This is a genomic window from Skermanella aerolata KACC 11604 (assembly GCF_000936425.1).
GTDB classification, from domain to species: Bacteria; Pseudomonadota; Alphaproteobacteria; order Azospirillales; family Azospirillaceae; genus Skermanella; species Skermanella aerolata.
Genome location: NZ_AVFK01000040.1, coordinates 21,749 through 47,226, shown reverse-complemented (window position 1 = coordinate 47,226; position 25,478 = coordinate 21,749). Strand labels below are relative to the sequence as shown.

The window sequence follows — 25,478 nt, the reverse complement described above, 5'->3', positions numbered from 1 at the left end:
AAAGTCTGTTTATCGGCAAAGGGGTAGCGCCCCGGTCAGGCGGCAGGCTCCAGTTCGAACCGGGGGCGGGTTCCAGTAGCTTTGGCCACTCTCAAGAGGGTGCTCATGGATGGCTTGGCGCGACCGCTTTCCAGGCGGGCAATTACAGGCTGCGTTGTACCCATACGTTGCGCCAGTTGTTCCTGGGTTAGGCCCGCAGCGATCCGCGCCTTGATAACAGCCCGCGCAATCTCGTATTCGGGCGCCAATTCGTCGTAAATGGCGCGAACATCAGGATCAGCCAGCAAGACCGCTTTGAAATCGCTGAGCTTAGTTGTCAATTTTCCATTCCCTCATCCGAGTATGCGCCAAATCGATTTCCCGCCGAGGCGTCCGCTGAGATTTTTTCACGAACATCCGGACTACTATCAACCTTCTATTTCTAATCGAAAAATAGATTGCTCGAGTTATGCCGTCGCGACCCGAAAGGCGCATTTCCCAAAGATCGCCCTCAAGATGCCTAACATGCGGCATGCCGACATTCTGGGGACCGAGTTCCTCCAACATCCGTCCGACATGAAGGAATTTCGCCTTCATGTCAGCAGGCAAGGCAGCGATCTCGACCAGTGCCGCATCGGTGAGTTCAACAGACCATTTCATTGTCGAATATACTTTTTTTGGTATAAATTTCAATGGGCGTTTTCGCTGCCGATCTTGATGCCACTACACGGACGCAACATCGGTCTCAAGCCTCTTACCACCCCCGCATTGATTCAAGCAAACGTATGAATTAAACTTGACCATACGTTTGGATCGGAACGAACCCATGCGCCGGCCGGACACCAAGGAAATCATCCTCGATACTGCGGAGCGCCTTTTCGCAAAGCGGAGCTTTTCCAGCGTCTCGCTGCGCGAGATCACGGCGGAAGCGGGCGTCAACCTGGCGGCGGTCAACTATCATTTCGGCTCCAAGGACGCGTTGCTCCTGGCCGTGTTCAGGCGTCGGGCCGTCGATCTCAACCGCGAGCGGCTGAACCTCCTGCGCGAGGCGGAGGCGCGGGCCGGCGATGAACCGGCGCCTCTCTGCGAGATCATCCACGCACTGGTCTGTCCGCCGATCCGCTGGACGCAGCAGCCGGGCAGCGGACAATCGGTCTTCATTCAGTTCATGGGGCGGGTCCGCACCGACGGCACGCCCGAAATGCGGAACCTGATGGACAGGGAGGTGGGCCACCTCCATCCCTTCGCCGACTCGCTCGCCCGGACCCAGTCCGGCCTTCCCCGGCCGGAAATCTTCTGGCGGCTGCATTTTACGCTAGCGCTGATGCACTACACCATCACCGACCTGCGGCGGCTCGACGCCATTTCGGGCGGCATTTGCGACCTTACCGATACCGAGGCGCTGATCGCCCGGATAGTCGGGTTCGCGGTCGCCGGGTTCGAGGCGCCTGTTACCGTTTCCTGACCGGGCGGTCCCAAGGGCGACGCCAACAAAAATGGGCGGCCGAAGCCGCCCATTTTCCAAATTCGGAGCGTCCGAAAGATCAGACCTCCCGGAGGCTCTCCGCAGAGCTTTTGCCGCGGCGCGGATCGCGCACTACCTCGAAGGAAACCTTCTGGCCTTCCTGGAGGCTGCCGAGGCCCGCGCGTTCGACCGCCGAGATATGAACGAAGACGTCCTGCGTCCCGTCATCCGGCTGGATGAAGCCAAAGCCCTTGGTGCTGTTGAACCATTTGACTGTGCCAGTGGACATGTTGATCTCTAGAGCTGGCGTTGCCCCGCAACAACATCGTAACGGAGCATCGAGTTGACTGAGGGTAGACCAGCACCGGCACGAGGTCGGCAGACGTGGAAGCCCACAACAGTATCGACACCCATAGAGTGGTAGCGGTTTTCGGCGTAAACAAGCGTATCGCCGGTCAGAATCCCATAGATTTTTACACCATCCGATAAGGTTCCAGCACAAAATGGTCCTATGCTATTATGTTGCGGCGCACCATCTGGATAGTATTTATGACTTTCTGTCACAAATAAGCGCTTCGGATTAACCCATAACGTTAGTACTCCATAATAGGCGGCGCAAAGGCCTATATTTTCCCCTGCATTCTGGCGGTTTGGGGTAAGTTAAGATGGTTTTTGTTTATACCTCTGAGGAAACCAATGCCTCCAGTGCAGGTTCTTTTAATTGACCACAACAAACTGTTCCGCGAAGGCTTGAAGCTTCTCCTCAGTGGGGAGAAGTTCGAGATCTCGGGAGAGGCCCAGACCGTCGCCGAAGGCGTAACCCTGGTCCAGGGGGGCCTTGCTCCCCAGCTCGTGCTTCTCGACATGACCTGGAACAGCGACACCGAAACCGAAACCCTGCGCACGCTGCGCGACCTGCTCCCCGACGGGCGCGTCGTGCTGCTGGCGGCCGACATGGACCCGCAGCGGCTCATCGCGGCACTGGCCGCCGGCGCCGACGGTTGCCTGATGAAGGACCTGTCGGCCGACGCGCTGATCCAGTCGCTCCATCTCGTGATGATGGGCGAGAAGGTTTTCCCGACGCATCTCGCCGCCCTGCTGATCAGCGGCCGGATCAACACCAGCGCCTTCGACATGCCGAGCGCGCGCAAGGGTCTGTCCCAGCGTGAAGTGCAGATCGTCCGCTGCCTGCTGAACGGCGACAGCAACAAGGTGGTCGCCAACCACCTGAACATCACCGAAGCGACGGTCAAGGTTCACCTGAAGAGCCTGCTGCGCAAGATCAACGCGACCAACCGCACCCAGGCTGCCATCTGGGCGCTCAACAACGGCTTCGCCAACGAACCGGCGCAGCAGCAGCCCACCAAGCAGGCGGGCTGAGCGGCACCCTATCGGTTTCCCACGGGAAAACCGTTCATTCCTGTCCGGTCCGGACCAGTTGCTTGCCGCGATTGGCTCCGGACAGCATGCCGATGAAGGCACGGGGCGCCGCCTCGATGCCTTCAGCGACATCTTCCCTGAACACGATGCGGCCTTCCCGCAGCCATGCCGCCATGGTCTGCCGGAACTCTTCGGTCCGATGGGCGTGGTCGAACACCAGAAAGCCCTCCATCCGGGCGCGCTTCACCAGAAGCTGACGCATCCACCGGCGTCCGATATCCTGCTTTTCCAGTTCGTTGTAGACCGAGATCGTGCCGCAGACGATGATACGGCCGAACTGGGCGATATTGGCCAGCGCCGCGTCGTGGACCAGACCTCCGACATTGTCGAAGTAGATGTTGATCCCGTCGGGGCACAGCGCCGCGATCTCCTGGGACAGCGCTTCGAAATCCTTCGGCGAACCGTCCGGCTTCTTGTAGTTGAGGGCGGCGTCGAAGCCCAGTTCGTCGCGCACATAGGCGACCTTCTCGTCCGAACCGGCGACCCCGACCACGCGGCAGCCGCGGATCTTCGCGATCTGGCCGACCACCTGCCCGACCGCTCCGGATGCGGCCGAGACCAGTACCGTCTGTCCCGGCTGCGGTTCGCCCAGATAAAGCAGCGCACAGTATGCGGTCATGCCCGGCATGCCGAGGACGCCGAGATAGTGCGACGGCTGAGCCAGGTCGGGGTCGACCTTGGTCACCCGCTCGCCGGGGACGGCCGCATATTCCTGCCAGCCGGTATGGGCCAGCACGAGATCGCCCGGCTGGCAGCCGGGATGCCGCGAGGACACGACGCGCCCGACCGCCTCGCCAGCCATGACCCCGCCGATGGCCACCGGCTCCGCGTAGGATTTGGCGGCACTCATCCGGCCGCGCATATAGGGGTCGAGCGACAGGAAGAGGTTGCGGATCAGAACCTCACCCTCACCCGGTTCGGGCATGGCGCCGCGTTCGACCCGGAAATCGCTCTCGACCGGAGCCCGGTTGACTGGGCGTTCCGCAAGCAGTACGCGGGTATTCTGTCTCTCGGACATGATGGATTTCGCCTCCCTCGGCAGATTGTTCGATGGCGTTTAAACGAACGCTTGAGCGATAAGTAGCGCCCGCTCCGTCCCCCTACAAGGGATGGAGCCGCTGTCGAGCCGTCGTGCAAGCCGGAGGCGAAAAGAAAAAGCCGCTCAGACGAGCGGCCTTGAGTCTAGGGAGGAAACGCCCGACAAGGGCGTCGCAACATCTCTGTTGCACCGCAAACTTGTGCTCTACCGGGGTCGATTTCAATACGAAAAGCGCTCCTGCGTATCTGATATACATAATACGCAGATCGGCCCGTTGGGACGACCCCTCTTGGAACGGCACTGCACCGCTCGAGCGGCCGCTCAGAACTCTCTGACCGTTCTGCGATCCTCCAGAAGTTGCGCCAGTCGCTGGGTCAGCACCTTCGGGCTCACGGGCTTGGGCAGGAGGACGGTCTTTTCGGTCGCGATCTCGAACTCCCCCGGGTAACCAGACACTACGAGGGCAGGAAGGTCGGGCCGGCGCTGGCGCAGCCGCTCGAGCAATTCGCGTCCGCCCATGCGCGGCATCGCGAGATCGGTCACCAGAACTTCGGCCGGGTCCTGCTCGTCCACCTCCAACGCCTCGATACCGTCATGCGCGACACTGACACGGTGTCCTTCGACTTCAAGAGCATCCTGGAACATCAGCGCGATCAGAACTTCATCCTCAGCCAACAAGATATGCGCCACGCTGCCTCTATCCTTCATGCCTGAAATGCGCCGCGTCGTTCAGTTTCCGGTCGTTCGATCTTGCAAGTGCGGCGCTGACGCGTTCGGCCAGTTCGATGCGGCGGTACGGTTTGCTCATGATGTCCATGGATTGGATATTGTTGGCGTTCTGAAAGACGAGATCGTCGGTGTAGCCGGTCGCCAGCAGGACCGGCAGCCCGGGAATACGCTCCCGCATCCGCTCCGCCAGCACCAGCCCGTTCATTCCGCCCGGCATCACCAGATCGGTGAACAGAAGGTCGACTGCGGCATCCTCGCCCTCCAGCAGTTCAAGCGCCTCCTCGCCGCTGTCGGCGGTCAGGACACGGTAGCCCAGGCTGCGCAGATAGTTTTCCGCGAGATGGCTGACATCGTCGTTGTCCTCGACCAGCAGGATGGTCCGAATCGCTTCCGCCGGCTGGCGTCCCGCCTCCACCGCGGCGTCGACCGGGATATCTTCGGGATCGGTACGCCGAGCCGTTCCCATCCGCTGGTCCGCGTCGATCGGGAAGATCATGCGGACGGTCGTTCCTTCGCCCGGCTTGCTGTCGATCTCCATCTTGCCGTGCGATTGCTGGACGAAGCCGTGGACCATCGCAAGGCCGAGGCCGGTTCCGGGGGTCTTGGTGGTGAAAAAGGGCTCGGTCGCGCGCTGGAGGACTTCCGGCGGCATGCCCTGCCCCTCGTCATGGACGCAGAGCACCGCATAGGTCCCCGGCGGCAGGTTGTGCGTTCCGCCATGGTCGTTGAGGTTCAGGACGGCGGTCGCTACCGTCGCCCTGCCGCCCTTCGGCATGGCGTCCCGCGCGTTTATCAGGACGTTCAGCAAGGCCATTTCCAGATGCACGATATCCAGCGTGCAGGACGGCAGGCCGGGCTTGAGATCCAGCCGCAGATCGACCTTGCTGCCCAGCGTGCGGACCAGCATCTCGCTGAAATCGACCACCAGCGAATTCAGGTTGACGCGGCGCGGGTCAAGCCTCTGCTTCCGCGCGAAGGTGAGAAGTTGCTGGGTCAGCTTGGCACCCTGCTCGGCCGCGCGTTCGGCATGCTCGATGCTCCGGCGGAGCAGCGCATCGCCGGCGACCCGTCCCGCCGCGATCTCCAGGTTGCCGGAGATGACCTGAAGCAGGTTGTTGAAGTCATGCGCCAGCCCCGCCGTCAACTGGCCGATCGCTTCCATCTTCTGGGCCTGCCGGAAAGCCTGTTCCGACGTCCGCCGCCGCGTCACGTCCATCTGGGATGCGAAGAAATAAAGCAGCTTGCCGGAATGATCGAAGATCGGCCCGACGAACAGAGCGTTCCAGAAAGGCGAACCGTCCCGCTTGTAATTCAGCAGATCGACCGCGATGGCCCGCTGGTCGCGGACGGCCGAGCGGATCTCGTCCACAGTGTCGCGGTCGGTCTGCGGCCCCTGGAGGAACCGGCAGTTCCGGCCGATGACCTCGTCCTCGGGATATTGCGTCAGGTCCAGGAAAGCGAGATTGGCGAAGACTATGGGGTTGTCCGGCTGGTTTGGATCCGTCACCAGCATCGGCATCCGGGTCATCTCGACGGCGGTGAAGAAGACGCTGCTGCGGTCGTCCAGTCCGGGACCGGGAATATAGCCTTCTTTCCAGTGGCGGACGCCGGGACCGCCCATCGGCGAATAGCTCTGACGCGGGTCCAGTTCTCCCCTGGCGGGCACACCGGTCGCGGTGGCCTCGCTGCCCGTGTCGTCGTTCCGCTTGGTATCGGGTGTCGGTCCGCTGTCCTTGCCGGGATCCCTGGTCTCGTCCGTCATGCCAAACTGCTGCTCATCCGTTAATAATCAGTCGTTAAATCGATCGACATTCCACCAGAGGTCAGCAGCTAGCACTCCATCCCATCTCCAGCCAAGCGATCCGAAGGGGAGAAACACAGGTCTGGAGGTGTTGTTCCACTAAGCTCCAGCGGATCGGTCTCGGATCAAGTCTTTCCCTTTCCATATAGCTTCTCACGGCGTGCATGGCTGTAATGTCGTCTGTTTTGGAACAGAACAAGACCTATCCAGACATATCTTCTTGTTAACCTCACAATAAGGCGTACATAGGTCATCACACATCCATACAATTGACCGAAGACGATGGTGGATCATGATGACTGACCAGGACTTCCTTCCGCTTGGCAAGACCTCCCTCGAGCTCGGCGCCCGGGGCCTGTGCCCGCGGTGCGGCAAGGGGCATATCTTCAACGGCTTCCTCACCCTGGCGAGTCGGTGCGAGGTTTGCGACCTGGATTTTTCCTTTGCCGATCCTGCGGATGGTCCTGCGTTCTTTGCCATGTCGATCGTCAGTTTCCCGATCGTCGGCTTCGCCGCATGGCTGGAACTGGCCTTCGAAGCACCGGTCTGGGTTCATCTTCTGACCACGCTGCCGCTTCTGGTGCTCTCTTGCTTAGCGCTGCTGCGCCCCCTCAAGGGCTGGCTGGTCTGCTCCCAGTACATCAACAAGGCGAAGGAGGGCAGTCTCTCGCCGCGCGACCAGCCGTAACCTCGGCGTTGACAGTGCCATACAATCCATACATGATCGGCTCCCAAAGGTTTGGTATGGGCCGGCCGGATCAGAGAGGGAGACTATCGGGTTGAAGAGTTCGGCGGCGCCGTCCTGGCTCCCGGACCTGGAGCGATCCGGCGGTCCGATCTACCTGTCTCTCGCCGATGCCTTGGGCGCGGCCGTGACTTCCGGTGCCCTCAAGCCCGGTGAACGCCTGCCGACGCACCGGGCGCTGGCCTCCGCGCTCGACCTCGACCTGACCACCGTCACGCGCGCCTATGGCGAAGCGAGACGCCGGGGACTGATCGATGCCGCAGCCGGCCGGGGCACCTTCGTACGGCCGCCTCCGAAGGGACAGGACGATCGTCGGCCCGCCGTCGAGGTCGATCTTTCCATGAACCTGCCGCCGCATCCTCCGGCGGCGGAGATTTCGGCCCGGCTATCGCAGACGATGGCCGCCATCCTGCGGCGGCCCGATCTTCCTCAGCTTCTCAGCTACCATCCCAGCGCCGGCAGCGCCGACGATAGGTCGGCCGGCGCCGAATGGCTCTCGCCGCTGCTTCCCGGCCTGACCGCCGCCCGCGTGCTGGTCGCGGGAGGCGGTCAGGCAGCCCTGATGTCCCTTCTGACGACGCTGGTCCCCGGCGGCGGGACGATCCTGACGGAGGCAATGACCTATCCCGGCCTCCGGGCGGCGGCGTCCCAGGCCGGCATCGTGCCGCTGGGACTGGACATGGATGCGGAAGGTTTGCTGCCAGATGCGCTGGATGAAGCCTGCGCCCGGCTGAAACCGGCGGCGCTCTACACCATCCCGACCATCCAGAACCCGACCACGGCGACCATGTCGCCAGCAAGGCGGGCCGCCGTCGCCGAAGTGATACGCCGTCACCGGCTGCCGGTGATCGAGGACGATGCCTACGGCTTGCTGCCGGATCAGCCTCCGGCGCCGCTGGCGACACTGGTGCCGGAGCATGTCTGGTACGTCGCGACACTGTCCAAGTGCCTGTTTCCGGCGCTCCGCGTCGCCTATGTGGTGGCGCCGGACCAGCGCCGCGCTACCCGTGCTCAGGCAGCCTTGCGGGCTACGGTCCAGATGCCCCCGCCGCTGTCGGCCGCCGTCGCGACCCGCTGGATCGGCGACGGCACCGCCCATGAGATCGTCACCGCGATTCGCCGGGAAGCGCGGGCAAGGCAGGATCTGGCGCGCAGGCTGCTTCCCCCCGACGTCCTGGACGCCCATCCCGAGGGTCATCACGTCTGGCTGCGCCTATCCCCGACATGCGATGCCGCCACCTTCGCGGACCGCATCCGGCGTTCCGGTCTGGCCGTGGTTCCGGGCGGCGCCTTCGCGGTCGCGCCGGCCGCCGCCTCGGCCACCCACGACCGGCGCGCCGACAACGCATTGCGCATATCCCTGGGTGCGGCACGGAACCTCGACACTCTCGACGGCGCGCTGACGAGGATCGCCGCCGCCATGGACGAGGATCAGGAGACCACGCCCGAGATCGTCTGAAGTCGCCATCGCTCCCTAGGTTGCCGCTTCCTGGACACACCCGGAAATGACGGGGAGCGCGCCGTCGCAAGGAATATGGGCAACGGCAGCCGTTCCCTTTCCCGGGGCGCTTTCCAGCGAAAGGGAGCCGCCATGCGCCTCCATGAACTTGAGGGCGAGCGGCAGGCCCAGTCCCGTTCCCGAATAGCGCCGGCTCAGCACGCTGTCCACCTGGGCGAACGGCTGCATGGCCTTTTCCAGTTCGTCCGGAGTCATGCCGATACCCGTATCGACTACCGAAAGCTCGACGCCCCCGTCCAGGCGCCGGCGTGCCGAAACGACAACCGAACCACCTGGGGGAGTGAACTTGATGGCGTTCGACAGCAGGTTCAGCAGCACCTGACGAAGGCGCAAAGGATCGGCGGTGCAGATCAGAGGCTCCTGAACGAGGTTCTCGACATTGATGTCGTCGGCTTCGGCGCCATTCCGGATGATCTTGACGCAACTGCCGGTGATCTCCATCAGATCGACCTGCTCCCGATGAAGCGTGATCTGCCTTGCTTCCGCCTTGGCCATATCGAGGATGTCGTTGATGATCGTCAGCAGGTGCCGGCCGCTGAGCAAGATGTCCAGGGCATACTCCCGGTAACGATCCGAAACCGGCCCGATCACGCTTCCATGTATTATCTCCGAGAAACCGATCACCGCATTGAGCGGTGTCCGGAGTTCATGGCTCATGTTGGCCAGGAACTCCGACTTGGCTTTATTGGCCCGCTCCGCCGCGTCGCGTGCTTCCTGAGCGTTGACGAGCAAATCGTCCAGCCGGATCAGCAACCCACTGAACGCATGGGCAAGAGATCCGATTTCGTCCCGGCGCGCCAGGAGGCCCGGCACGTCCAGCTTTCGGGGCGAGTCGATCGCCTTGACGGCCGCCGTCAGCCGCCTGATCGGCCGCAAGACCAGAGACTGCATGAAGAATGCTATGACGACGATGGCGACGAGCCATGTCGTCACCAGAGCGGCTATCGTAAGGTTGGTCGTCCGCAGTCCCAGATCGGCGATCTCGCTGCCCATGAAGATGTGGAAGCGGAGAACCGGATGCCCATGCAGATCCGCGACGATCCTGGTCGCGACGATCTCGTTCCCGGTTCTCGTGAAGCTCTCGCCGGCTGCCGGGCCATCTTCCAGAACAGGGCTGACGTCGAGAGGCAACTGAAGCTGTTCGCGGACGGCATCCTCCGACTGTCCATCGAAGTTGCGGCCCCATATCAGGGCACCGCGCGCAGGCCCCTCCCTGTCCGTGGTCTGGATGATGCGCGACGCCACCATGATCGGTCCCCTGTCGCTGCGGATGAAGCCCTGGAAATCGGACGGTGTGGCTTCACCAGGGAAATCCGACAGGTATTGCGGTGCGATCGGCGATTGCAGCTCTTTTTCCTCCACCATCGTCTCATAGACGCGGCTTCCGTGGGCGTCGAGGACGATCAGGAAGTCCACGTTCAAGTCCGTCAGGACTTCGGCCGTAACGTTGATGGATGGAAAGCCGGGATTGGCGCCGTCGGCAAAGGCGGCCATGTCATCCCATTTGGCCCAGTCGTTGACGGCACGGCCAAGATCCACTGCCTCCAACTGGAGCATACGATCCAGCCTTTGCGTATTGCGTGATGCCTCCCTTGTTTCCAGCGCGTCGAAACTTGGCAGTATCGTCGAATTCAGGACCAAGATGCTTGCCAGGGCCATTACTAGGGCCGCGACAAGCATGATCAGCGACATTCTGGTTTTTAATGTCATTTACGCCGGCGCTAGCTTTCTCAGACGATTCACATACTCCAATACTGCTTAATTTAAGAGCAACGGATTAAGGACTCCTGAACCGGCCAAGCGGTGCTTGCCGAGGCCAAGAAAGCTCAGGAATCCAGCGCGTCCCGCAGGCGCTTCACCTGCGTGTCCAGTTCGGCCGGATCGTAGGGCTCTCCGATACCGCTCCCCCAGACGGGGTTCGGCCAGGCCGGGTCGTCTCGGCGGCGGGCGACAATATGGACGTGCAGTTGCGGCACCACGTTGCCGATGGCCGCGACGTTCAACTTGTCCGGACGGAACAGCGCCTCGACGGCGGACGAAACCTGCGCGACCTCCTCCATCAGCAAGGCCCGGTCGGATGCCGGAAGATGATGGATCTCGGTCACGTCAGGCCGCGCCGGGACCAGGATCAGCCAGGGCCATATCCGGTTGTTCATGCACAGCACCTGACACAGGGTCAGCGGACGCACCAGCACCGTGTCCGCCGCGAGCCTTTCGTTTAATTTAAACATAACCCAATATTCCTCCTCCACTCCTTCGTTGCATGGAATTAACCACACATACGCGGTGTTTAACGCGTGGTTTCTCCGGAATGAACAGGGATCCGGCCATCCGCCCACAAGGCGGACATTTTAGATAAAATGCCGCATCGTCCTTCTCCGGGGCGCTGTGGAATCAATAAAGGCCACGATCCTGGAGCTTGACCGCCGCAAGGGGGTGAAGGTTCCTGCGGTCGGAACCGATAGGTCAATGACACTGTCCAAAGGCGGCGCCGCGTCCCGTGTCGGCGATTGCGAATAAAAAAGGAAGTCGTCAAGACATGCGCAAATCAGCCGTTGCCGTCCTTTTTCTCGTCATGCTCAGCAATCTCGGCGCCTGGGCCTTCGCCAACCGTCCCGCCAGCGAGCGTCCTTGGGCGGGCCAGATCAACGGCGTCGCCTTGAGCCCCTATCAGGCGGACCAGAACCCGATCGAGGGCAGGCATCCCGGTCCCGACGACATCGAACGCGACATGACGACGCTGGAAGGCCATGTCAAGGGCGTCCGCAGCTACAGCTCCCTCAACGGCGCCGACCTGATTCCCCAGGCCGCCCGCCGTCACGGCCTCAGCGTCACGCAGGGCGCCTGGATCCAGGGCATCCCGCAGGACGAGGCGGAGATCGCAAGCTTGGTCCGCCTGACCCGGCAGAACCCGAACATCCGGCGCGTGCTGGTCGGCAACGAAGCGATCCTCCGCACCGACGTCACCGTGGCGGAGCAGATCGCCAACATCCAGCGGGTCAAGCGGCAGGTCAACGTGCCCGTCTCGACCGCCGAACCGTGGCACGTCTGGCTCGACCATCCGGAACTGGCGGCGGCGGTCGATTACATCACCGTCCACATCCTGCCCTACTGGGAAGGCGTCCCGGCCGAGGGCGCGGTCGACTACGCGATGTTCCGCTACAACGAGCTTCGCCAGAAATACCCCGGCAAGCACATCCTGATCGGCGAAATTGGCTGGCCCAGCGACGGCCCCTGGCGGCGCGGCGCCGAAGCCTCGCAGGTCAATCAAGCCAAGTTCCTCCGGACGTTCTTCAACGTCGCCGCGCGCGAACGGCTCGACTACTACATCATGGAAGCCTTCGACCAGCCGTGGAAGCGGACGCTTGAAGGCACGGCGGGCGCCGCCTGGGGCATGTGGGACGCCATGCGCCAGCCGAAGTTCCCGCTGTCCGGCAGCATCCTTGAAGTACCTGACTGGCCGGCGCTGTGCGCCACCGCCATCGCCTTCGCCTTCCTGCCGACGGTGTGGTTCGTCTTCCGCCGCAACGACCTGAAGCCGAGCGGCCAGTTCTTCTACGCGGGCCTGATCCAGGCCTCGGCCTCCGTCCTGGTCTGGACCGGCGCTTCGGCAATGACGCTGGGCATGGCGTTGACGACCGAGATCGCCTGGGCCGTGCTGCTGGCCTGTCAGGTCGTGCTGCTCGCGGTCATGCTGTTCGACGGGCTTGAACTGACGGAAGTGGTCTGGACCGACCGCTGGCTGCGCCGGTTCACGCCGTCCAGGTCGGCTCCGGGAGCGGACGCTCCCAAGGTCTCCATCCATGTGCCGTGCTACAACGAGCCGCCGCACATGGTCATGCAGACCCTCGATGCGCTGGCCAAGCTCGACTATCCGAACTTCGAAGTCCTCATCATCGACAACAACACGCGGGACGAGGCGGTCTGGCGGCCGGTCGAAGCCTTCTGCCGTCAGCTGGGCGAGCGCTTCCGCTTCTTCCATCTTGCCGACTGGCCGGGATACAAGGCCGGCGCCCTGAACTTCGGCCTGGACAACACCGCCGCCGATGCCCGGATCGTCGCGGTGATCGACAGCGACTACCAGGTGACGCCGGACTGGCTGTCGTCGACCGTGCCGTATTTCGAGCGGGCGGAGGTCGGTTTCGTCCAGTCGCCGCAGGACTACCGCGACTGGAGCGGCGACACCTTCCAGGCCATGTGCAACTGGGAATACCAGGGCTTCTTCAAGATCGGCATGATCCAGCGGAACGAGCGCAACGCGATCATCCAGCACGGCACCATGACGCTGATCCGCAAGTCCGCGCTGATCGACGTCGGCCGCTGGGGCGAGTGGTGCATCACCGAGGACGCCGAACTGGGTCTTCGCCTGTTCGAAGCCGGCTACGAGGCGGTCTACATGCCGGACAGCTTCGGCCAGGGCCTCGTTCCCGACAGCTTCGCCGCCTACAAGACCCAGCGGTTCCGCTGGGCCTACGGCGCCGTGCAGATCCTCAAGCGCCACTGGCGGCAGATGCTGCCCGGCAGCACGACGCTGACATCGGCGCAGCGCTACCATTTCCTGACGGGCTGGCTTCCCTGGTTCGCCGACGCGGCGAACCTGATCTTCGCGGCGGCCGCCATCTTCTGGTCGCTGGGCCTGCTGGCCTTCCCGAAGTATTTCGAGTTCCCGCCGACCGTCTTCATGATCCCGACCCTGTCGGTCTTCGGCTTCAAGATCGTGTGCAGTCTCTGGCTCTACGAAGAGCGGGTGCGCTGCACCTGGGTCCAGAAGATCGGCGCCGCCGTCGCCGGCATGGCGCTGACCCACACGGTCGGCCGCGCCATCTGGCAGGGCATGTTCACGTCGGGCCGGCCCTTCGTCCGCACTCCCAAATGCGAGGATCAACCCGCCATCGTCCAGGGCCTTCTCCACGCGCGGGAAGAGATCGGCCTGATGCTCGGGCTATGGGGGACGGCCATCGCGATCGTCGTAGTCTTCGGCCATGAGAACCGCGACGCCTTCCTGTGGGCCGGACTGCTGGCCGTGCAGTCCCTCCCCTATCTGGCGGCGCTGGCGACATCGATGATCAACGTGATGCCGGCCCTGCGCCTCGGCCGCCGTGTCGCCAAGGTGGCGGCTCCGGTCGGCACGCAGGTCGCGGAGGTCGAAGCGGGCGACTGACGGTTCTAGGCCGCCTCCTCCACCTTCGCGGCCAGCGACGCTTCGGCGCAAAGCTTGTCGACGCAGTCCTTCAGGCTGGTCCGCCATGGGGGCGCCGTGATGCCGTAGACATCGGCGAGCCGCTGGCAGTTCAGCACGGAATTGACGGGGCGGACCGCCGGTGTCGGGTAATCGAGCGTCGAGATCGGCCGAAGCCCCGGCATTCCCCCGCCATGCGCGCTGGCGAGCGAGAAGACTTCATAGGCCAGACCGTACCAGGTCGTCCAGCCCGTCCCGCAGAAGTGGAAGGTGCCGAACAGCGAACTGTCGCCTGAGGCCGGCGCAACCAGGATCCGTTTCGCCATGGCGATCAAGGCGACGGCGATGTCGGCGGCCGCGGTCGGCGAGCCGTACTGATCGTCCACGATGCCCAGTTCCGGCCGCGCCTGCCCCAGCCGCAGCATCGTGCGGACGAAGTTCTGGCCGTGCGGACCGTAGATCCAGGAAGTCCGGACGATGGCGTGGCGCGGCGCCGCCGCGCGCACCGCGTTCTCGCCAGCGGCCTTGCTGACACCATAGGCGCTCAGCGGGTTGATCGGATCGCCCTCGCGATAGGCATGGCCGGACGCCTTGCCGTCGAAGACGTAGTCGGTCGAAATGTGGATCAGCGGGACCCCGGCGGCGGCACAGGACCGCGCGACATGCGCCGCTCCGTCGCGGTTGACCGCGAAGGCAAGTTCGGGTTCGCCTTCCGCCCGGTCCACGGCGGTATAGGCGGCCGCGTTGATGACCAGATCGGCGCCGCTCGATGCGACGATCTTCTCCACGGCCGCGGCGTCCACGATATCGGTCTCGGCGCGGCCGACCGTCCTGACGGACCATCCGGCGGGAAGTCCGGTTTCGCGGAGCGCCGTCGCGACCTGCCCGCTATGGCCGAAAACCAGGATCAGCCGGCGGTTGGCCAGGGAGTTTTCGGCAGGATATGCTTCGTTGATCTTCATTATGATGCCACGACCTCCAGTCGGCGGGCGAAATCGGCGGCGCCGAGACCAAGGCGCTGACCCCCGTAGATCGAGGAGCGCAGCGGCTGCCACCATGTCTGGTGCGTCAGGTACCATTCGATGGTCCGGCGCAGGCCGGCCTCGAACGTGACCGAGGGCTCCCAGCCCAGTTCGTTCTTTATCTTCGTAGCGTCGATCGCGTAGCGCTGGTCGTGGCCGGGACGGTCGGCGACATGGGCGATCAGGTCGCGGCGAGGGCGCTTGACCGGCAGCATGGCATCCAGCGTGTCGCAGATCGTATGGACGACCTCGATGTTGCTGTGCTCCGCGTTGCCGCCGACATTGTATTTCTCGCCGATCCTTCCCGCGGTCAGGATACGGACCAGGGCCGCGGCATGGTCCTCGACGAACAGCCAGTCGCGGACATTGGCGCCGGCGCCGTAGACCGGCAGCGGCTTGCCTTCCAGCGCGTTGATGATCATCAGCGGGATCAGCTTCTCTGGAAACTGATAGGGACCGTAGTTGTTGGAGCAGTTGCTGACGACCACCGGCAGGCCATGGGTATGGTGCCATGCCTGGACGAGGTGGTCCGCCGAAGCCTTGCTTGCGGAATAGGGAGAGCTTGGCGCGTAGGGAGTCGTCTCGGTGAACTTTCCGGTTTCCCCAAGCGAGCCGTAGACCTCGTCGGTCGAAATGTGGTGGAAACGAAAGCCGTTCCGCCGCTCTTCGGCCAGTCCCGACCAGTAGTGGCGCGCCGCCTCCAGCATCACATAGGTGCCGACCACGTTCGTCTCGATGAAGACGCCCGGGATCTCGATCGACCGGTCCACGTGGCTTTCGGCAGCCAGGTGCATGACTGCGTCCGGCTTGTGTTCGCGGAAGACGCGCTCCACCTCCGCGCGGTTGCAGATATCGACCTTTTCAAAAACGACGCGATGTCCATCGACGATATGCGTGAGCGTATCTGGGTGTGCCGCATAGGTCATCTTGTCCAGGCAAACGATCGATGCATTGGTTTCGCGCAGAAGATGGCGGCACACTGCCGAACCTATGAAACCGGCAGCCCCAGTGATGATGATCTTCATTGCTCAGTTCCCACTTCTTGCTGTTGCACGGTTTTCACGATCAAAGACTGTTTAAGAAATGACCGTCATCCATGAAGAACCAGCCCCTCAAGAGGACAGAAATTCACGAATAAGAGCACCGGCTTCCGGCCTATTCAGGCCGGCCTGACCCTTCGCTCGATTGGGAAACGCGCGCTTATACACAGTATGAACTTCACCGCAGAGGACCATGTCCATGCGATGTCATCCTTGACCGAAATATATACAAGTATCTAACACGAAAGTGTGAACTGATCGTTAACTACGATCCGCTACCAGAACGATCAATGAATGATGGTCTCGGCCCTTTAAGGTATTCTCCGGCGTATAGTACTCCGATGAGTTTTCATGGAAGTGAGTATGTCCGTAATCAGATTACTTCCCCAGAGAAGTTCGAACTTTGACGTTGCCCGGCTCGCCTTTTCTCTTATAAGATGAATATTACTTTCGGAAGTTCCCGTAGTCGCGCAAGCAGCGCAAACGAGGGATCCCTGTCGTGTCGGTCGTGGCCCCCGTCAGCGTCATCATCGTGAACTTCAATGGCGGCTCGTTGCTGCGCCGCTGTCTGGAGACGCTTGGCGACCAAACGGTGTCCCCGCAGGAAATCCTCATCGTCGACAATGGCTCGACGGATGGCTCCCTGACCGGCATTGAAGATCTGCCTGTCGTCGCGTTCGGGCGGGTACGCATCGTGGTCCCGGGATCCAACCTGGGCTTCGCCGCCGCCAACAATCTGGCCGCGCGCGAGGTCGCGACACACTGGATCGCGACCCTGAACCCCGATGCCTTTCCAGAGCCGGAATGGCTTGCGGAACTGATGGGCGCCACGCGCCGCCACCCCGGTACCGCCATGTTCGGATCGACGCAGCTCGACGCCGCCGATGCCCAGCGACTCGACGGCGCCGGCGACGTCTACCATGCCAGCGGGCTGGTCTGGCGCGGACATCATGGCGCTCCGGTGGACAGCCTTCCGCCGGAGGGGGAGGTATTCGCCCCCTGCGCCGCGGCAGCGCTCTATCGCCGCGATGCGTTTCTGGATGCGGGCGGGTTCGACGAAAGCTTCTTCTGCTACTGCGAAGATGTCGACCTCGGCTTCAGGCTGCGCCTTCTTGGGCACAACTGCATCCAAGTGGCGGGCGCCCGCGTCCACCATGTCGGCTCCGCGATCACAGGGCGGCGTAGCGCCTTCGCCACGTATCACAGCACACGTAACCGGATCTGGATGTTCGTCAAGAACATGCCGGCCGCGCTGCTGGTGCCGCTTCTGCCGGTCCATGCGGTGCTCAACGCATTGCTGCTGCTGCGTGCGCTCCTCCTGGGGGAAGCGGACGCCATGCTGCGCGGGCTGCGTGACGCACTTGGCGGCATGGGCGACGTCCTCGCCAGCCGCCGGATCGTCCAGGCGCGGCGCGTCGTCTCGGTGACTGGTCTGGCGAGCCGGATGGACTGGTCGATCGGCGGCCTGCTCGGCAGGCGGTCCAGAACACGGCTGCCCGCATCAACAGCCGTTCCGTCGGCCGACCTCCAACCCGCACATCCTTCCCCGACACGCTGAGGAGGAAAAACGACCCGGTCCGGATAGCACCCTCTTTCCAAGTCTTTTAAGTAAATTTAACAATTTTCCAATTGGGCCATTTCAATGAACAAGGTTGTTTATCTCGATACGAGGCGGCGCCGTACGCCTTTACCATCCGCTGCTTCCACAGGGTCGGAAGCCGCCCCGGCAGCGCAGGCCGTCCAGATCAGCATCGTCATGGTCAGTTTCCATACCGGACCGGAGCTGGACGAAGCGATCGATGCGGTACTGGCGCAAAACATCGATCTCGAGATGATCCTGGTCGATAACGGAAATCCTGAAGAGGTGACCGAAGCGCTGAAAGTCCGCGCCCTCACCGATCCACGGCTGAGCTTGCTTACAGGTCACGGCAATATCGGCTACGCCGCCGCCTGCAACCTGGGCGCGCGGAATGCCTGCGGAGAATATCTGCTTCTTCTCAACCCGGACTGCGTTCTCCAGCGCGACGCACTGCGCGACCTGATCCAGGCGACCGAAGGGGCCGTCCGCCCGTGGGTTGCCGGTTGCCGTATCGTCAATCCGGACGGCACCGACCAGCGCGGTTCCCGCCGCGAGTTGCCGACGCCGTGGCTGACGCTGGTCGAAGCGTTGCGGCTGGACCGGCTGGCTCCGAACCACCCCTATTTCCGCCGGCTGAACCAGCACGACCAGCCGCTGCCGGAGCAGACCTGCGTGGTGCCGGCGGTGAGCGGCGCCTGCATGCTGATGCCGCTCGACGACTACCGGCTGATCGGTGGAATGGACGAGCGCTACTATCTCCACGTGGAAGACCTGGATCTGTGCTTCTCAATCGCCAAGGCGGGTGGCGGCGTCCTGTTCGTACCCCAGGTAAGCATCGTCCACTACAAGAGTACGAGCGATGCGTCGGCCGTGCGGATCGAATGGTACAAGGCACGCGGTTTTACTCAGTATTTTCGCAAGAACTTCACGGGCCTGTATCCCGATCTCTTCCTGACGGCCGTCAACGTGCTGGTATGGTGCTACTTCGTGATTCGGCTCGCCAGTCTGATAAAAACGTCGACGGTCGGCACGATGGCGGCCCTGTTCCGGCGGACCGGCGCGTTTCAATCCATTGGCACCGATCGAAGCGGCGGGAAAGACGGACGGAAGGGCCGCGCCGCATAGCCCAGGCACCGGACGGCTTCGCTGTCGTCGAACGACAGGTCCTGGTTCATCCGCGCGAACAGAGCGGGGCTATACTCGACCCCGGTCACTCTCCGGACCAGCCCGATCCCCGCCGCAAGCAGGGAAACAGGAAGGGGCACGATCCGTACGGGACGGTCGAGGGCGACGAAGACGCGCCGGACCATCTCCCTGTATGTAAGCGTTTCGCTACCCGGAAGATTGATCGATTTTCCGCTTGCCCGATCGTTGTCGAGTGCGGCCAGCATGGCGGCCGCAACGTCGTCGGCATGGATCGGCTGACGCAGACCCGAAGCCGGAGCCCCCACGGGGAAGAAACCGAAGCGCCTGATGACCCTTGCGATGGCCGTCACATTGGCGTCGCGGCGGCCATCATGGATCAGCGTCGGTCTCAGGATCGTCCAGCGCAGGCCGGCCGAGCCACAGAAGGTCACGATCTCCGACTCGGCCTCACCCAGCCGGCGCGCCAGATCCCGTTCCGCCGGATCGGCGCTGTCCGATTTCGCGAGCACGCTGGTCGATCCCAATGCGACGATCTGTCCGGCGCATGACAGGCGTGGCAGCAGCGCCGGCAGAAGCCAGAGCGGCAGGAGCGACAGCACCGCCGTCCCCGGTTCAACCGCCCAGTCGGCAGGGTCCGTGACGTCGAGGCGACGCCACGTGAACGCGGGAGGCAACCGGATTTCGCCGGAGTCGGAGCGGCGGCCGGTACATATGCCGGTCCGGCCGGCATCCGTCAGCCGCTCGACCAGGAAAGGACCGACCAGGCTGCTTGCTCCCAGCACCAGCACGGGCGCGGGGTCGAGGGGCGGGCTGTCCGGTGGCATCGGACCATTCATGGTTCGGCATTCATGATTTGACGTCCTGGCTCAACCGGCAAAGAAACGCCGTTTCGTTGTTGACCACGGCAGGCAGCCTGCTGAACGGCACGCCGACGGTCCGCTCGATCCGGAACCGGCCGGCCAGCCGAGTCGCCAGACGGCGCTGGTCGAACCCTATATGGGAATAGATATAGGGTCCTTCGGGCGTATCGCTGACCAGCCTGCCGGGTGGATGACCCAGCAGGACGGACCGGATGGTCTGCCAACCGACATCCTCGGTTCCGCGCGCCTTGCGGAACAGGCATTTCAATGCCCCCGCCAGCCCTAGTTCGCAGGGAACAGTCATGACGATCCTTGTCTCGGGAGACGCCAGGGCGGCGATCCTGTCAAGGGCGACCTCGATCGTGGCATCGTCCAGGTGCTCCAGCACTTCCATGCAGAAGATATGGGAAAAACGCCTTCCCGCCAATCTCTCCAGGCCGGCCGGGTCGCCGATCAGGTCCGGACAGCCGGGACCGGTAGGGAACTGTGCGGCCATGGAACCGAAAGGCTCGAACCCGACCAGCCGGTCGGGCGATACGCCCCTGGCACGCAGGAGGCGCAGGAAGAAACCGTCGCCACAGCCATAGTCGAGCACCGAAACCGGCGCTTTCGGATCGATCAGCCGGAGCATGGCTCGATAGCGATTGGCCTGAACCAAACGTTTCAAGGGGTTGTGCGATCTGTATGTAAGTTCCGCATACGACATGAAGGCGGCGTCCGGTCCTTTGCGGGCACGATGATTCCATGCCTAAGTATTCAGATATGCAGAGAAATTCAGCTCATATCTTTTTTATGACCGCTTGCCCAAATACCGTCACCAACATTTTTGTTGAGTTGACGCATTCTTGACTTTAATCATTATCGTGTTCTTTGGTTGAGAAGGCTTTTATGTTTATGAATAAACCGTTAAATTCTTGTGATTCCCTGAGATGACCGGCAGGGATCCAGCCCCGGAGCCAAGGTCCCGCTCGGGAAGACTGCTCTATCCGCTGGCGGCGCTGCTGGTGGTAGCGTACGTCAATACCTTCGAACTCTGGGCTGTTCTGGTCGAGTCGATCGGTGCCGGACGGGCGGCACTGATCCCCTTCGCGGCACTCGCATCGGCGCTGGTCCTGGCGGGCGGATGGATTGTCGTCGGACGGCGTGATATCCGGATAAATCCCGTTCTTCTGATCGCGGGACTTGCGCTCGCCTTGCTGGGACTGGCCCTCACGGATCCTGAATATCCCGCGAAGCGCATCCACGTCCCGCAATATTTCCTGCTGGCTCTGGTGCTGCGCCGGGCGCTTTCCGACCACTTGGGAGGCGCGGCTTTGACGGCGGCAACCGTCGTGATCACCCTGATCTTCGGGATTCACGACGAGATGCTCCAAGGTCTCCACCCCAGTCGCACCTACGGCTTGCGCGATATGGCCGTCAACGGCACCGCCGGAGCCGCCGGTGCGCTGATGGCCGCAGGATCGGGTCTGTGGCGCGGGGCTCCAGGTCCCTTCCACCTCCCCCCGGTCATCGGTGCCGCGCTGGCATTTCAACTTGGGGCGCTGGCCTATCTGGTCCTGGGCTTGGCGGTATACGACTGGGGCGGACTTCTGAACGTGCCGCCCCCGGTCTGGACCGGAGCACCGATACTGCCCGGCGGCGTCGCCCTGATGGTTCTGGTTCGGGCCGGCAGATCCTGCTCCGGCATCCGTCACCTTTGCAGGGTGATCGTATGGATCACCCTTCCCTTCATCCTTTACCCGGTGATCCCCCATGTCACGCCGCTGGTTTTTCGCTAGCATCGCCGCCGCCCTGCTCCTGCTTGGCGGAGCGGGATACGTCACCTGGACGCGGTACGGAAAGCCGGAGCGGCTCAACCTGATCGTCCTTACGGTGGAAAGCTTTCGCGCCGATTTCATCAGGCCCGATGTGACGCCCAACCTGCTGGCGGCGGCGCGTTCGGGGCTGCGGTTCTCCAGCCACCGGACCATCTCGGCCTGGACGGCGCCCAACGTCATCTCGGTGCTGACGGGTACCGGTTCCTTCGCACAGGGGGTCCATGCGCAGCGCCAATCGGTCCCATCCGACTGGAAGACGCCCCTCGAAACTTTGTCCGATGCCGGCTGGCGGGTGAGAGGGCTTCAGAGTTTCATGCAGATCGATACCTTCCGGGGGCTGGGACTGGCGATCGAACCGGGCGAAGAACCGGTTCCCTGGCTCCGGCTGCAAGGGGACGCGCGCTCACCCTTCGCGCTCTGGTATCACTATCTCGCCACCCATCTGCCGTACAAGCCGCCGCCGGGATCCATGCCCGACCTGGAATCGCTGCTGCCGGCGGGAGACAAGGCCGCACTGGCGCGGATGGAGGCGGTCATGAACCAGCCGACCATCCGGAGTGGAACGGTCGCCTTCGAACCGACCGACGCCGCCGCCGTGGCGGCGCTCCATACGGCGACCTACCGGGAATTCGACTCGTGGTTCGGAGAGTTCTGGAGCTTCTTCCAATCGAGCGGACTGTCGGAGAACACCATCCTCGTGGTGACCGCCGACCATGGGGACGAGCACCTGGAGCGTGGCCATGTCGGTCACGCCTCGACCACCCATGACGGTCACCTGTATGAAGAACTGGTCCATATTCCGCTCTTCGTCTGGGTTCCGGAAGGCGCTTCCGCAACGAAGGGCGGCCAGGTCATCGACGCGCCGACCGACCACCGGGACATCATGCCGACGGTGATGAGCCGGCTGGGCATGAAACCCGGGATGCCGCTGGAAGGGCGCGACCTGCTGAGCCCGGGCACGGCCGCCGCATATTCATGGATGGGGTTGACCAGCAAGGCCGGCTTCCAGGAACCCGACCCGGACGCCATCCGGGAGTTCCGGACCGCCATCGTCGACGGCCGGTGGAAACTCCACCTCTTCCACCTCGACGGTGCCGTGTCCGACCGGAGGCTCTATGACCTCCAGGCCGATCCGGGAGAGATGAACGACCTTGCCGGCCAGCATCCGGATATCGTCGCGCGGCTTTCCCAGCCGCTGGAAACCGCGTTCGCGTCCCGCAGGATCGTGCTTCCTGAAGCGGCCGCCCATGACGGCGACGTGGAAGTCCCGGTCTGGCGCGTTCCCGCCACGAGCGGTCCGGTGACGCTGGACGCGGTCGCCCACGGCTTCCGAATGGCGTGGGACGGCAAGCCCGAAGCCGCCTATGTCATCCAGTATCAGGCCGGAGACGGGATGTTGAGCCTGAAGGGAGAGCTGGAGGCCACCGGTACGTCGAGGGAGCTGGGGCCGGTGGACCCGGCCTATTGGAAGAACTACATCCTGCCCTATGGACAGGTCCGGATCCGCGTCGGCCCGGCTGGCCGCGACGACCGCTGGAGCGACTGGCTGGTCATGACACCGGTCCCCTGATTGCCGCGCCGGTCCTCATCCCGGCGGTGGCTGGATGCCGGCCCGGATTGCGGGATCGGAGAGAAACTTGGGCAACTGCCCGATCAGGTCCGAGAATCGCGCGGTTGAAGCCGGATCGCCGATCCGGTCGAGCAGCCGCAGCGCCTCGGCCGGCAGGCGCAGGCATGGGTCGGCGAGAGCGTCGCGGACTGGCCCTTCCAGCCACTCGGACAGCGGAATGCCCGGTTCGACCGCGCCGCGGGCGAGTTCCAAGGCCGCCGACCGGGCGGCGCAGGAGGGATGCGACGTCAGTCGCCCGATACCGTCGCGGAGCCTGCCATCCTGCATCGAAGACCCGGATGGACGCGAAAGCGCCATCAGACGGGCGTGCAGCCAGGGCTGGCTGGCGGGATGGCGTGCAGCCATGTCCATCAGCACGCCATCCCAGGCGGCGGACCGGTATTCGGCAGAAGCGGCAAGCAGATGGCAGCGGATCGCCTGAAGCAGCGAGAAGGCCGTCGCGAAGTCACGGTCCGGTACCGCCCGAAGCAATTCCGGGACATGGCCGGGCAGCAGGCGCCCGATGGACTCCAGGGCGATCATGGCCTCGACGCCCTGTCCGTGCATCGGTGCGCTTCGCCGGATCAGTCCGGTAAGGTCGTCCGGCACGTCGCCCGGATCGACCGAAGGAACCGGCGCCGATGCAAAAGCCGGACAGGCATAGTCGCCGGGCGGATCGCGCCGGTAGGGCACGCCACCCGCCGGCCCGTCGATCCGGTCCGGATCTACGGCAACGGCCTCGCCTCCTCGTGTGAACCTGTCGGAGTCGTCCGCGCCGATCAGGAAGGACGGTCCGGGCAGGCCACGCGCGGCATGGTCCTGCCCCCAGCCGTTCGACCCGAGCGAGAAGCGGTCGGAGCCGCCGCCGTCCAGCAGGAACCCCATGCCGTTGGCGGTGCCCGCCCCCTGCGCCAGACTTCCAGCCTCGTAGGCGTCGTCGCCGCCATCGTCTTCCAGGGCACCCAGACCCATGTCGAGCCCCATGCCCTGGCCGACACCCTGCACGGCCAGATATGAGTCGGTGCCGCCGCCATCCGCCAAAAGCCCGATGGCGCCATGCACGCCGGCGCCCTGGACATAACGGACGCCGTCATAGCGGTCGTCACCCGCCGCATCGGACAGCACGCCGATTCCCTGGAAATAGCCGGCCCCCTGGCCGAACATCTCGACCGCGTAAGAGTCGTTCCCGGAGTCGTCGCGCAGGACGCCGATCCCTCCGCCGTGGCTGGCCCGCAAACCGGTGCCCATACCCTGCGCCTGACTGAGACGCGCATCGCGTCCAAGGGTGTCATCCGGCCCGCCGGCACGATACCGGTCGTTGCCGCCAAGCTCCCACAACAGCGCCGTTCCGCCGACCTGGCCGAACGCTTGGCCGCGCTCGTCTATCTCGAAGCTGTCGTCTCCCGCTCCATCGATCAGAACGGCAACTCCCTCCGCCGCTGCCGCCTGGGAGAACGTTCGTGCGGCATACCGGTCATTGCCCGACCAGTCGAGCAACAGCGCCACGCCGCCGAGCGCCGCTCCCTGCGCTCCGATGGTTCCGTCGTGCATATCATCGCCGTCGAGATCGATCAGGGCGACCAGCGCCCGAACCGCAAGCGAAGCGCCGAGGTAACGGTCGTTCCCCTTCAGGTCCAGGATCGTCAACTGGCTGTTCACGACAGGGCCGGAAAAGGCATAGGTGTCGTTGCCGGCAGGATCGAGGATCAGGATGATATCCTTGTCGATCGGATGATGATCGTCACCGGCCGATCCGATCAGGATCCTTCCCCAGAGCGTGGTCAAAGACCTTCTTTCCCCAGCGTTCCCGGCTTGGATTGCCGACAGGTCACCGGCCAGGGCGAGCGCATTGGAAATGAAGGAGGGGGCAAGAAGCCGGGCGGCAGCGCCGGTCTCCGCTCCCCCTGCTGCCCCCAGTATCGCTTCGGTCGGCCCTCCCGTCCGGATATCGTCAAGGATGGCGTCGGGATCGCAGCATGATGGCGCCTCCGGAAACTTCGCGAGAAGGTCGGCGGTTCGCCCCGCGTAACCAGCCAGCACCTTTTCCAGTCCGGAGGGAGCCAGCACCGGACCGGAAGGCGGTTTCCCTGTCCGCAAACTTTCCGGCAGGCCGGCCAGCTCCAGTTTTCCGACGACCTCATCGGCTAGTGCAGCGGCGCCGGTGGCTGTCTCGACCGGATGCATCATCCGCTCAAACAGATCCGGCATGACATCGGCGGGAGCGTCGAATGCTTCGGTCGTGAGCAGATTAGCCGCCACATGCAGCGACTCGGCACCGAACGTCTTCGACTCAGCCGCCCGTTCCAGGCGGAGGCGCAAGGCTGAACGCTCTGCCGGCTCGCCAGCCTGGGCTACGGCGGAGAACAGCAGAACGCCACAGAGTGCCGGAATGACCGGATGATGGAGGAGGCTGCGTAATCCCAAGCTTTCGGCCTTTCTGCGGTTTATCCCCTCCGTACCGGCAGCATGCGCCGGTTGCCCCGCATCGGTTCATCCAAAAAGAAACGAG

22 protein-coding genes are annotated in these 25,478 nt (G+C 63.5%); 9 read left to right on the top strand and 13 right to left on the bottom strand.

Annotated elements, in window-relative coordinates:
* Positions 1 to 35: 35 nt before the first annotated feature.
* Both N826_RS31080 and N826_RS31075 read right to left on the bottom strand, forming a co-directional pair.
* Positions 36 to 320: a helix-turn-helix domain-containing protein gene (locus tag N826_RS31080; RefSeq protein WP_044435416.1), complete on the bottom strand. Its 285-nt coding sequence runs from the start codon at positions 318 to 320 to the stop codon at positions 36 to 38.
* Positions 310 to 546, bottom strand: coding sequence for a type II toxin-antitoxin system RelE/ParE family toxin (locus N826_RS31075; RefSeq protein ID WP_244619724.1), 237 nt, complete (start codon positions 544 to 546; stop codon positions 310 to 312). The genes N826_RS31080 and N826_RS31075 overlap by 11 nt, the downstream gene beginning before the upstream one ends.
* Before the next feature lie 259 nt (positions 547 to 805).
* On the opposite strand from N826_RS31075, the gene N826_RS31070 reads away from it, so the two are divergent.
* Positions 806 to 1,444, top strand: coding sequence for a TetR/AcrR family transcriptional regulator (locus N826_RS31070; RefSeq protein ID WP_044435414.1), 639 nt, complete (start codon positions 806 to 808; stop codon positions 1,442 to 1,444).
* Between the two features lie 79 nt (positions 1,445 to 1,523).
* Here N826_RS31070 and N826_RS31065 read toward each other — a convergent pair whose 3' ends face one another.
* The gene (locus tag N826_RS31065; protein ID WP_044435413.1) at positions 1,524 to 1,733 is read right to left on the bottom strand and encodes a cold-shock protein; all 210 of its coding nucleotides are present in this window, start codon (positions 1,731 to 1,733) and stop codon (positions 1,524 to 1,526) included.
* A 407-nt stretch (positions 1,734 to 2,140) separates the two neighbouring features.
* Here N826_RS31065 and N826_RS31060 point away from each other — a divergent pair, with 407 nt between their 5' ends.
* Positions 2,141 to 2,824 (top strand): LuxR C-terminal-related transcriptional regulator, encoded by a 684-nt coding sequence (locus tag N826_RS31060; RefSeq protein ID WP_044435412.1) that lies wholly within the window; start codon positions 2,141 to 2,143, stop codon positions 2,822 to 2,824.
* A 34-nt stretch (positions 2,825 to 2,858) separates the two neighbouring features.
* On the opposite strand, the gene N826_RS31055 is transcribed toward N826_RS31060, so the two are convergent.
* From N826_RS31055 to N826_RS31045, 3 genes are all read right to left on the bottom strand, one after another.
* Positions 2,859 to 3,902, bottom strand: coding sequence for an NADP-dependent oxidoreductase (locus N826_RS31055; protein ID WP_044435411.1), 1,044 nt, complete (start codon positions 3,900 to 3,902; stop codon positions 2,859 to 2,861).
* A gap of 342 nt (positions 3,903 to 4,244) precedes the next feature.
* Positions 4,245 to 4,613, bottom strand: a complete 369-nt coding sequence (locus N826_RS40705; RefSeq protein WP_244619721.1) for a response regulator — start codon at positions 4,611 to 4,613, stop codon at positions 4,245 to 4,247.
* A gap of 7 nt (positions 4,614 to 4,620) precedes the next feature.
* Positions 4,621 to 6,414, bottom strand: a complete 1,794-nt coding sequence (locus N826_RS31045; RefSeq protein WP_052832347.1) for a histidine kinase famiy protein — start codon at positions 6,412 to 6,414, stop codon at positions 4,621 to 4,623.
* Between the two features lie 331 nt (positions 6,415 to 6,745).
* Here N826_RS31045 and N826_RS31040 point away from each other — a divergent pair, with 331 nt between their 5' ends.
* A complete protein-coding gene (locus N826_RS31040; protein ID WP_211099432.1) occupies positions 6,746 to 7,141 on the top strand; it encodes a DUF983 domain-containing protein in 396 nt (131 codons plus the stop codon).
* Positions 7,142 to 7,232: 91 nt separating this feature from the next.
* The gene (locus tag N826_RS31035) at positions 7,233 to 8,657 is read left to right on the top strand and encodes an aminotransferase-like domain-containing protein (protein ID WP_044435410.1); all 1,425 of its coding nucleotides are present in this window, start codon (positions 7,233 to 7,235) and stop codon (positions 8,655 to 8,657) included.
* Positions 8,658 to 8,672: 15 nt separating this feature from the next.
* Here the strand turns inward: N826_RS31035 and N826_RS40700 are convergent, their stop codons facing one another.
* Positions 8,673 to 10,274: a sensor histidine kinase gene (locus N826_RS40700; protein ID WP_169789441.1), complete on the bottom strand. Its 1,602-nt coding sequence runs from the start codon at positions 10,272 to 10,274 to the stop codon at positions 8,673 to 8,675.
* A gap of 269 nt (positions 10,275 to 10,543) precedes the next feature.
* The gene (locus N826_RS31025) at positions 10,544 to 10,948 is read right to left on the bottom strand and encodes an HIT family protein (RefSeq protein WP_044435409.1); all 405 of its coding nucleotides are present in this window, start codon (positions 10,946 to 10,948) and stop codon (positions 10,544 to 10,546) included.
* 308 nt (positions 10,949 to 11,256) lie between these two features.
* On the opposite strand from N826_RS31025, the gene N826_RS31020 reads away from it, so the two are divergent.
* The gene (locus N826_RS31020; RefSeq protein WP_044435407.1) at positions 11,257 to 13,878 is read left to right on the top strand and encodes a glycosyltransferase; all 2,622 of its coding nucleotides are present in this window, start codon (positions 11,257 to 11,259) and stop codon (positions 13,876 to 13,878) included.
* Between the two features lie 5 nt (positions 13,879 to 13,883).
* Here the strand turns inward: N826_RS31020 and rfbD are convergent, their stop codons facing one another.
* The gene (gene rfbD / locus N826_RS31015) at positions 13,884 to 14,858 is read right to left on the bottom strand and encodes a dTDP-4-dehydrorhamnose reductase (protein ID WP_044435406.1); all 975 of its coding nucleotides are present in this window, start codon (positions 14,856 to 14,858) and stop codon (positions 13,884 to 13,886) included.
* The gene (gene rfbB / locus N826_RS31010; RefSeq protein ID WP_044435404.1) at positions 14,858 to 15,943 is read right to left on the bottom strand and encodes a dTDP-glucose 4,6-dehydratase; all 1,086 of its coding nucleotides are present in this window, start codon (positions 15,941 to 15,943) and stop codon (positions 14,858 to 14,860) included. The genes rfbD and rfbB overlap by 1 nt, the downstream gene beginning before the upstream one ends.
* Before the next feature lie 514 nt (positions 15,944 to 16,457).
* On the opposite strand from rfbB, the gene N826_RS31005 reads away from it, so the two are divergent.
* A complete protein-coding gene (locus N826_RS31005; RefSeq protein ID WP_063772343.1) occupies positions 16,458 to 17,516 on the top strand; it encodes a glycosyltransferase family 2 protein in 1,059 nt (352 codons plus the stop codon).
* 84 nt (positions 17,517 to 17,600) lie between these two features.
* Positions 17,601 to 18,662 (top strand): glycosyltransferase family 2 protein, encoded by a 1,062-nt coding sequence (locus tag N826_RS31000; RefSeq protein WP_084721318.1) that lies wholly within the window; start codon positions 17,601 to 17,603, stop codon positions 18,660 to 18,662.
* Here the strand turns inward: N826_RS31000 and N826_RS30995 are convergent.
* Positions 18,602 to 19,507: an NAD-dependent epimerase/dehydratase family protein gene (locus tag N826_RS30995; protein WP_044435443.1), complete on the bottom strand. Its 906-nt coding sequence runs from the start codon at positions 19,505 to 19,507 to the stop codon at positions 18,602 to 18,604. The genes N826_RS31000 and N826_RS30995 overlap by 61 nt on opposite strands.
* Before the next feature lie 22 nt (positions 19,508 to 19,529).
* Positions 19,530 to 20,210: a class I SAM-dependent methyltransferase gene (locus N826_RS30990; protein WP_169789440.1), complete on the bottom strand. Its 681-nt coding sequence runs from the start codon at positions 20,208 to 20,210 to the stop codon at positions 19,530 to 19,532.
* A 262-nt stretch (positions 20,211 to 20,472) separates the two neighbouring features.
* Here N826_RS30990 and N826_RS30985 point away from each other — a divergent pair, with 262 nt between their 5' ends.
* Positions 20,473 to 21,321, top strand: coding sequence for a VanZ family protein (locus N826_RS30985; RefSeq protein WP_044435400.1), 849 nt, complete (start codon positions 20,473 to 20,475; stop codon positions 21,319 to 21,321).
* On the top strand, positions 21,296 to 22,930 hold the full coding sequence (locus tag N826_RS30980) for a sulfatase-like hydrolase/transferase (protein WP_044435398.1): 1,635 nt from the start codon (positions 21,296 to 21,298) through the stop codon (positions 22,928 to 22,930). The genes N826_RS30985 and N826_RS30980 overlap by 26 nt, the downstream gene beginning before the upstream one ends.
* Before the next feature lie 15 nt (positions 22,931 to 22,945).
* Here N826_RS30980 and N826_RS30975 read toward each other — a convergent pair whose 3' ends face one another.
* Positions 22,946 to 25,393, bottom strand: a complete 2,448-nt coding sequence (locus tag N826_RS30975) for a hypothetical protein (RefSeq protein ID WP_147041110.1) — start codon at positions 25,391 to 25,393, stop codon at positions 22,946 to 22,948.
* Positions 25,394 to 25,478 lie beyond the last annotated feature (85 nt).

Bases quoted from the DNA above. Each gene is read 5' to 3' on its own strand.
- N826_RS31075 (WP_244619724.1), bottom strand. From the start codon at position 546: ATGTTGGAGGAACTCGGTCCCCAGAATGTCGGCATGCCGCATGTTAGG.
- N826_RS31070 (WP_044435414.1), top strand. From the start codon at position 806: ATGCGCCGGCCGGACACCAAGGAAATCATCCTCGATACTGCGGAGCGC.
- N826_RS31065 (WP_044435413.1), bottom strand. From the start codon at position 1,733: ATGTCCACTGGCACAGTCAAATGGTTCAACAGCACCAAGGGCTTTGGC.
- N826_RS31060 (WP_044435412.1), top strand. From the start codon at position 2,141: ATGCCTCCAGTGCAGGTTCTTTTAATTGACCACAACAAACTGTTCCGC.
- N826_RS31055 (WP_044435411.1), bottom strand. From the start codon at position 3,902: ATGTCCGAGAGACAGAATACCCGCGTACTGCTTGCGGAACGCCCAGTC.
- N826_RS31045 (WP_052832347.1), bottom strand. From the start codon at position 6,414: ATGACGGACGAGACCAGGGATCCCGGCAAGGACAGCGGACCGACACCC.
- N826_RS31040 (WP_211099432.1), top strand. From the start codon at position 6,746: ATGATGACTGACCAGGACTTCCTTCCGCTTGGCAAGACCTCCCTCGAG.
- N826_RS40700 (WP_169789441.1), bottom strand. From the start codon at position 10,274: ATGCTCCAGTTGGAGGCAGTGGATCTTGGCCGTGCCGTCAACGACTGG.
- N826_RS31025 (WP_044435409.1), bottom strand. From the start codon at position 10,948: ATGTTTAAATTAAACGAAAGGCTCGCGGCGGACACGGTGCTGGTGCGT.
- N826_RS31020 (WP_044435407.1), top strand. From the start codon at position 11,257: ATGCGCAAATCAGCCGTTGCCGTCCTTTTTCTCGTCATGCTCAGCAAT.
- rfbD (WP_044435406.1), bottom strand. From the start codon at position 14,858: ATGAAGATCAACGAAGCATATCCTGCCGAAAACTCCCTGGCCAACCGC.
- rfbB (WP_044435404.1), bottom strand. From the start codon at position 15,943: ATGAAGATCATCATCACTGGGGCTGCCGGTTTCATAGGTTCGGCAGTG.
- N826_RS31000 (WP_084721318.1), top strand. From the start codon at position 17,601: ATGAACAAGGTTGTTTATCTCGATACGAGGCGGCGCCGTACGCCTTTA.
- N826_RS30995 (WP_044435443.1), bottom strand. From the start codon at position 19,507: ATGCCACCGGACAGCCCGCCCCTCGACCCCGCGCCCGTGCTGGTGCTG.
- N826_RS30985 (WP_044435400.1), top strand. From the start codon at position 20,473: ATGACCGGCAGGGATCCAGCCCCGGAGCCAAGGTCCCGCTCGGGAAGA.
- N826_RS30980 (WP_044435398.1), top strand. From the start codon at position 21,296: ATGTCACGCCGCTGGTTTTTCGCTAGCATCGCCGCCGCCCTGCTCCTG.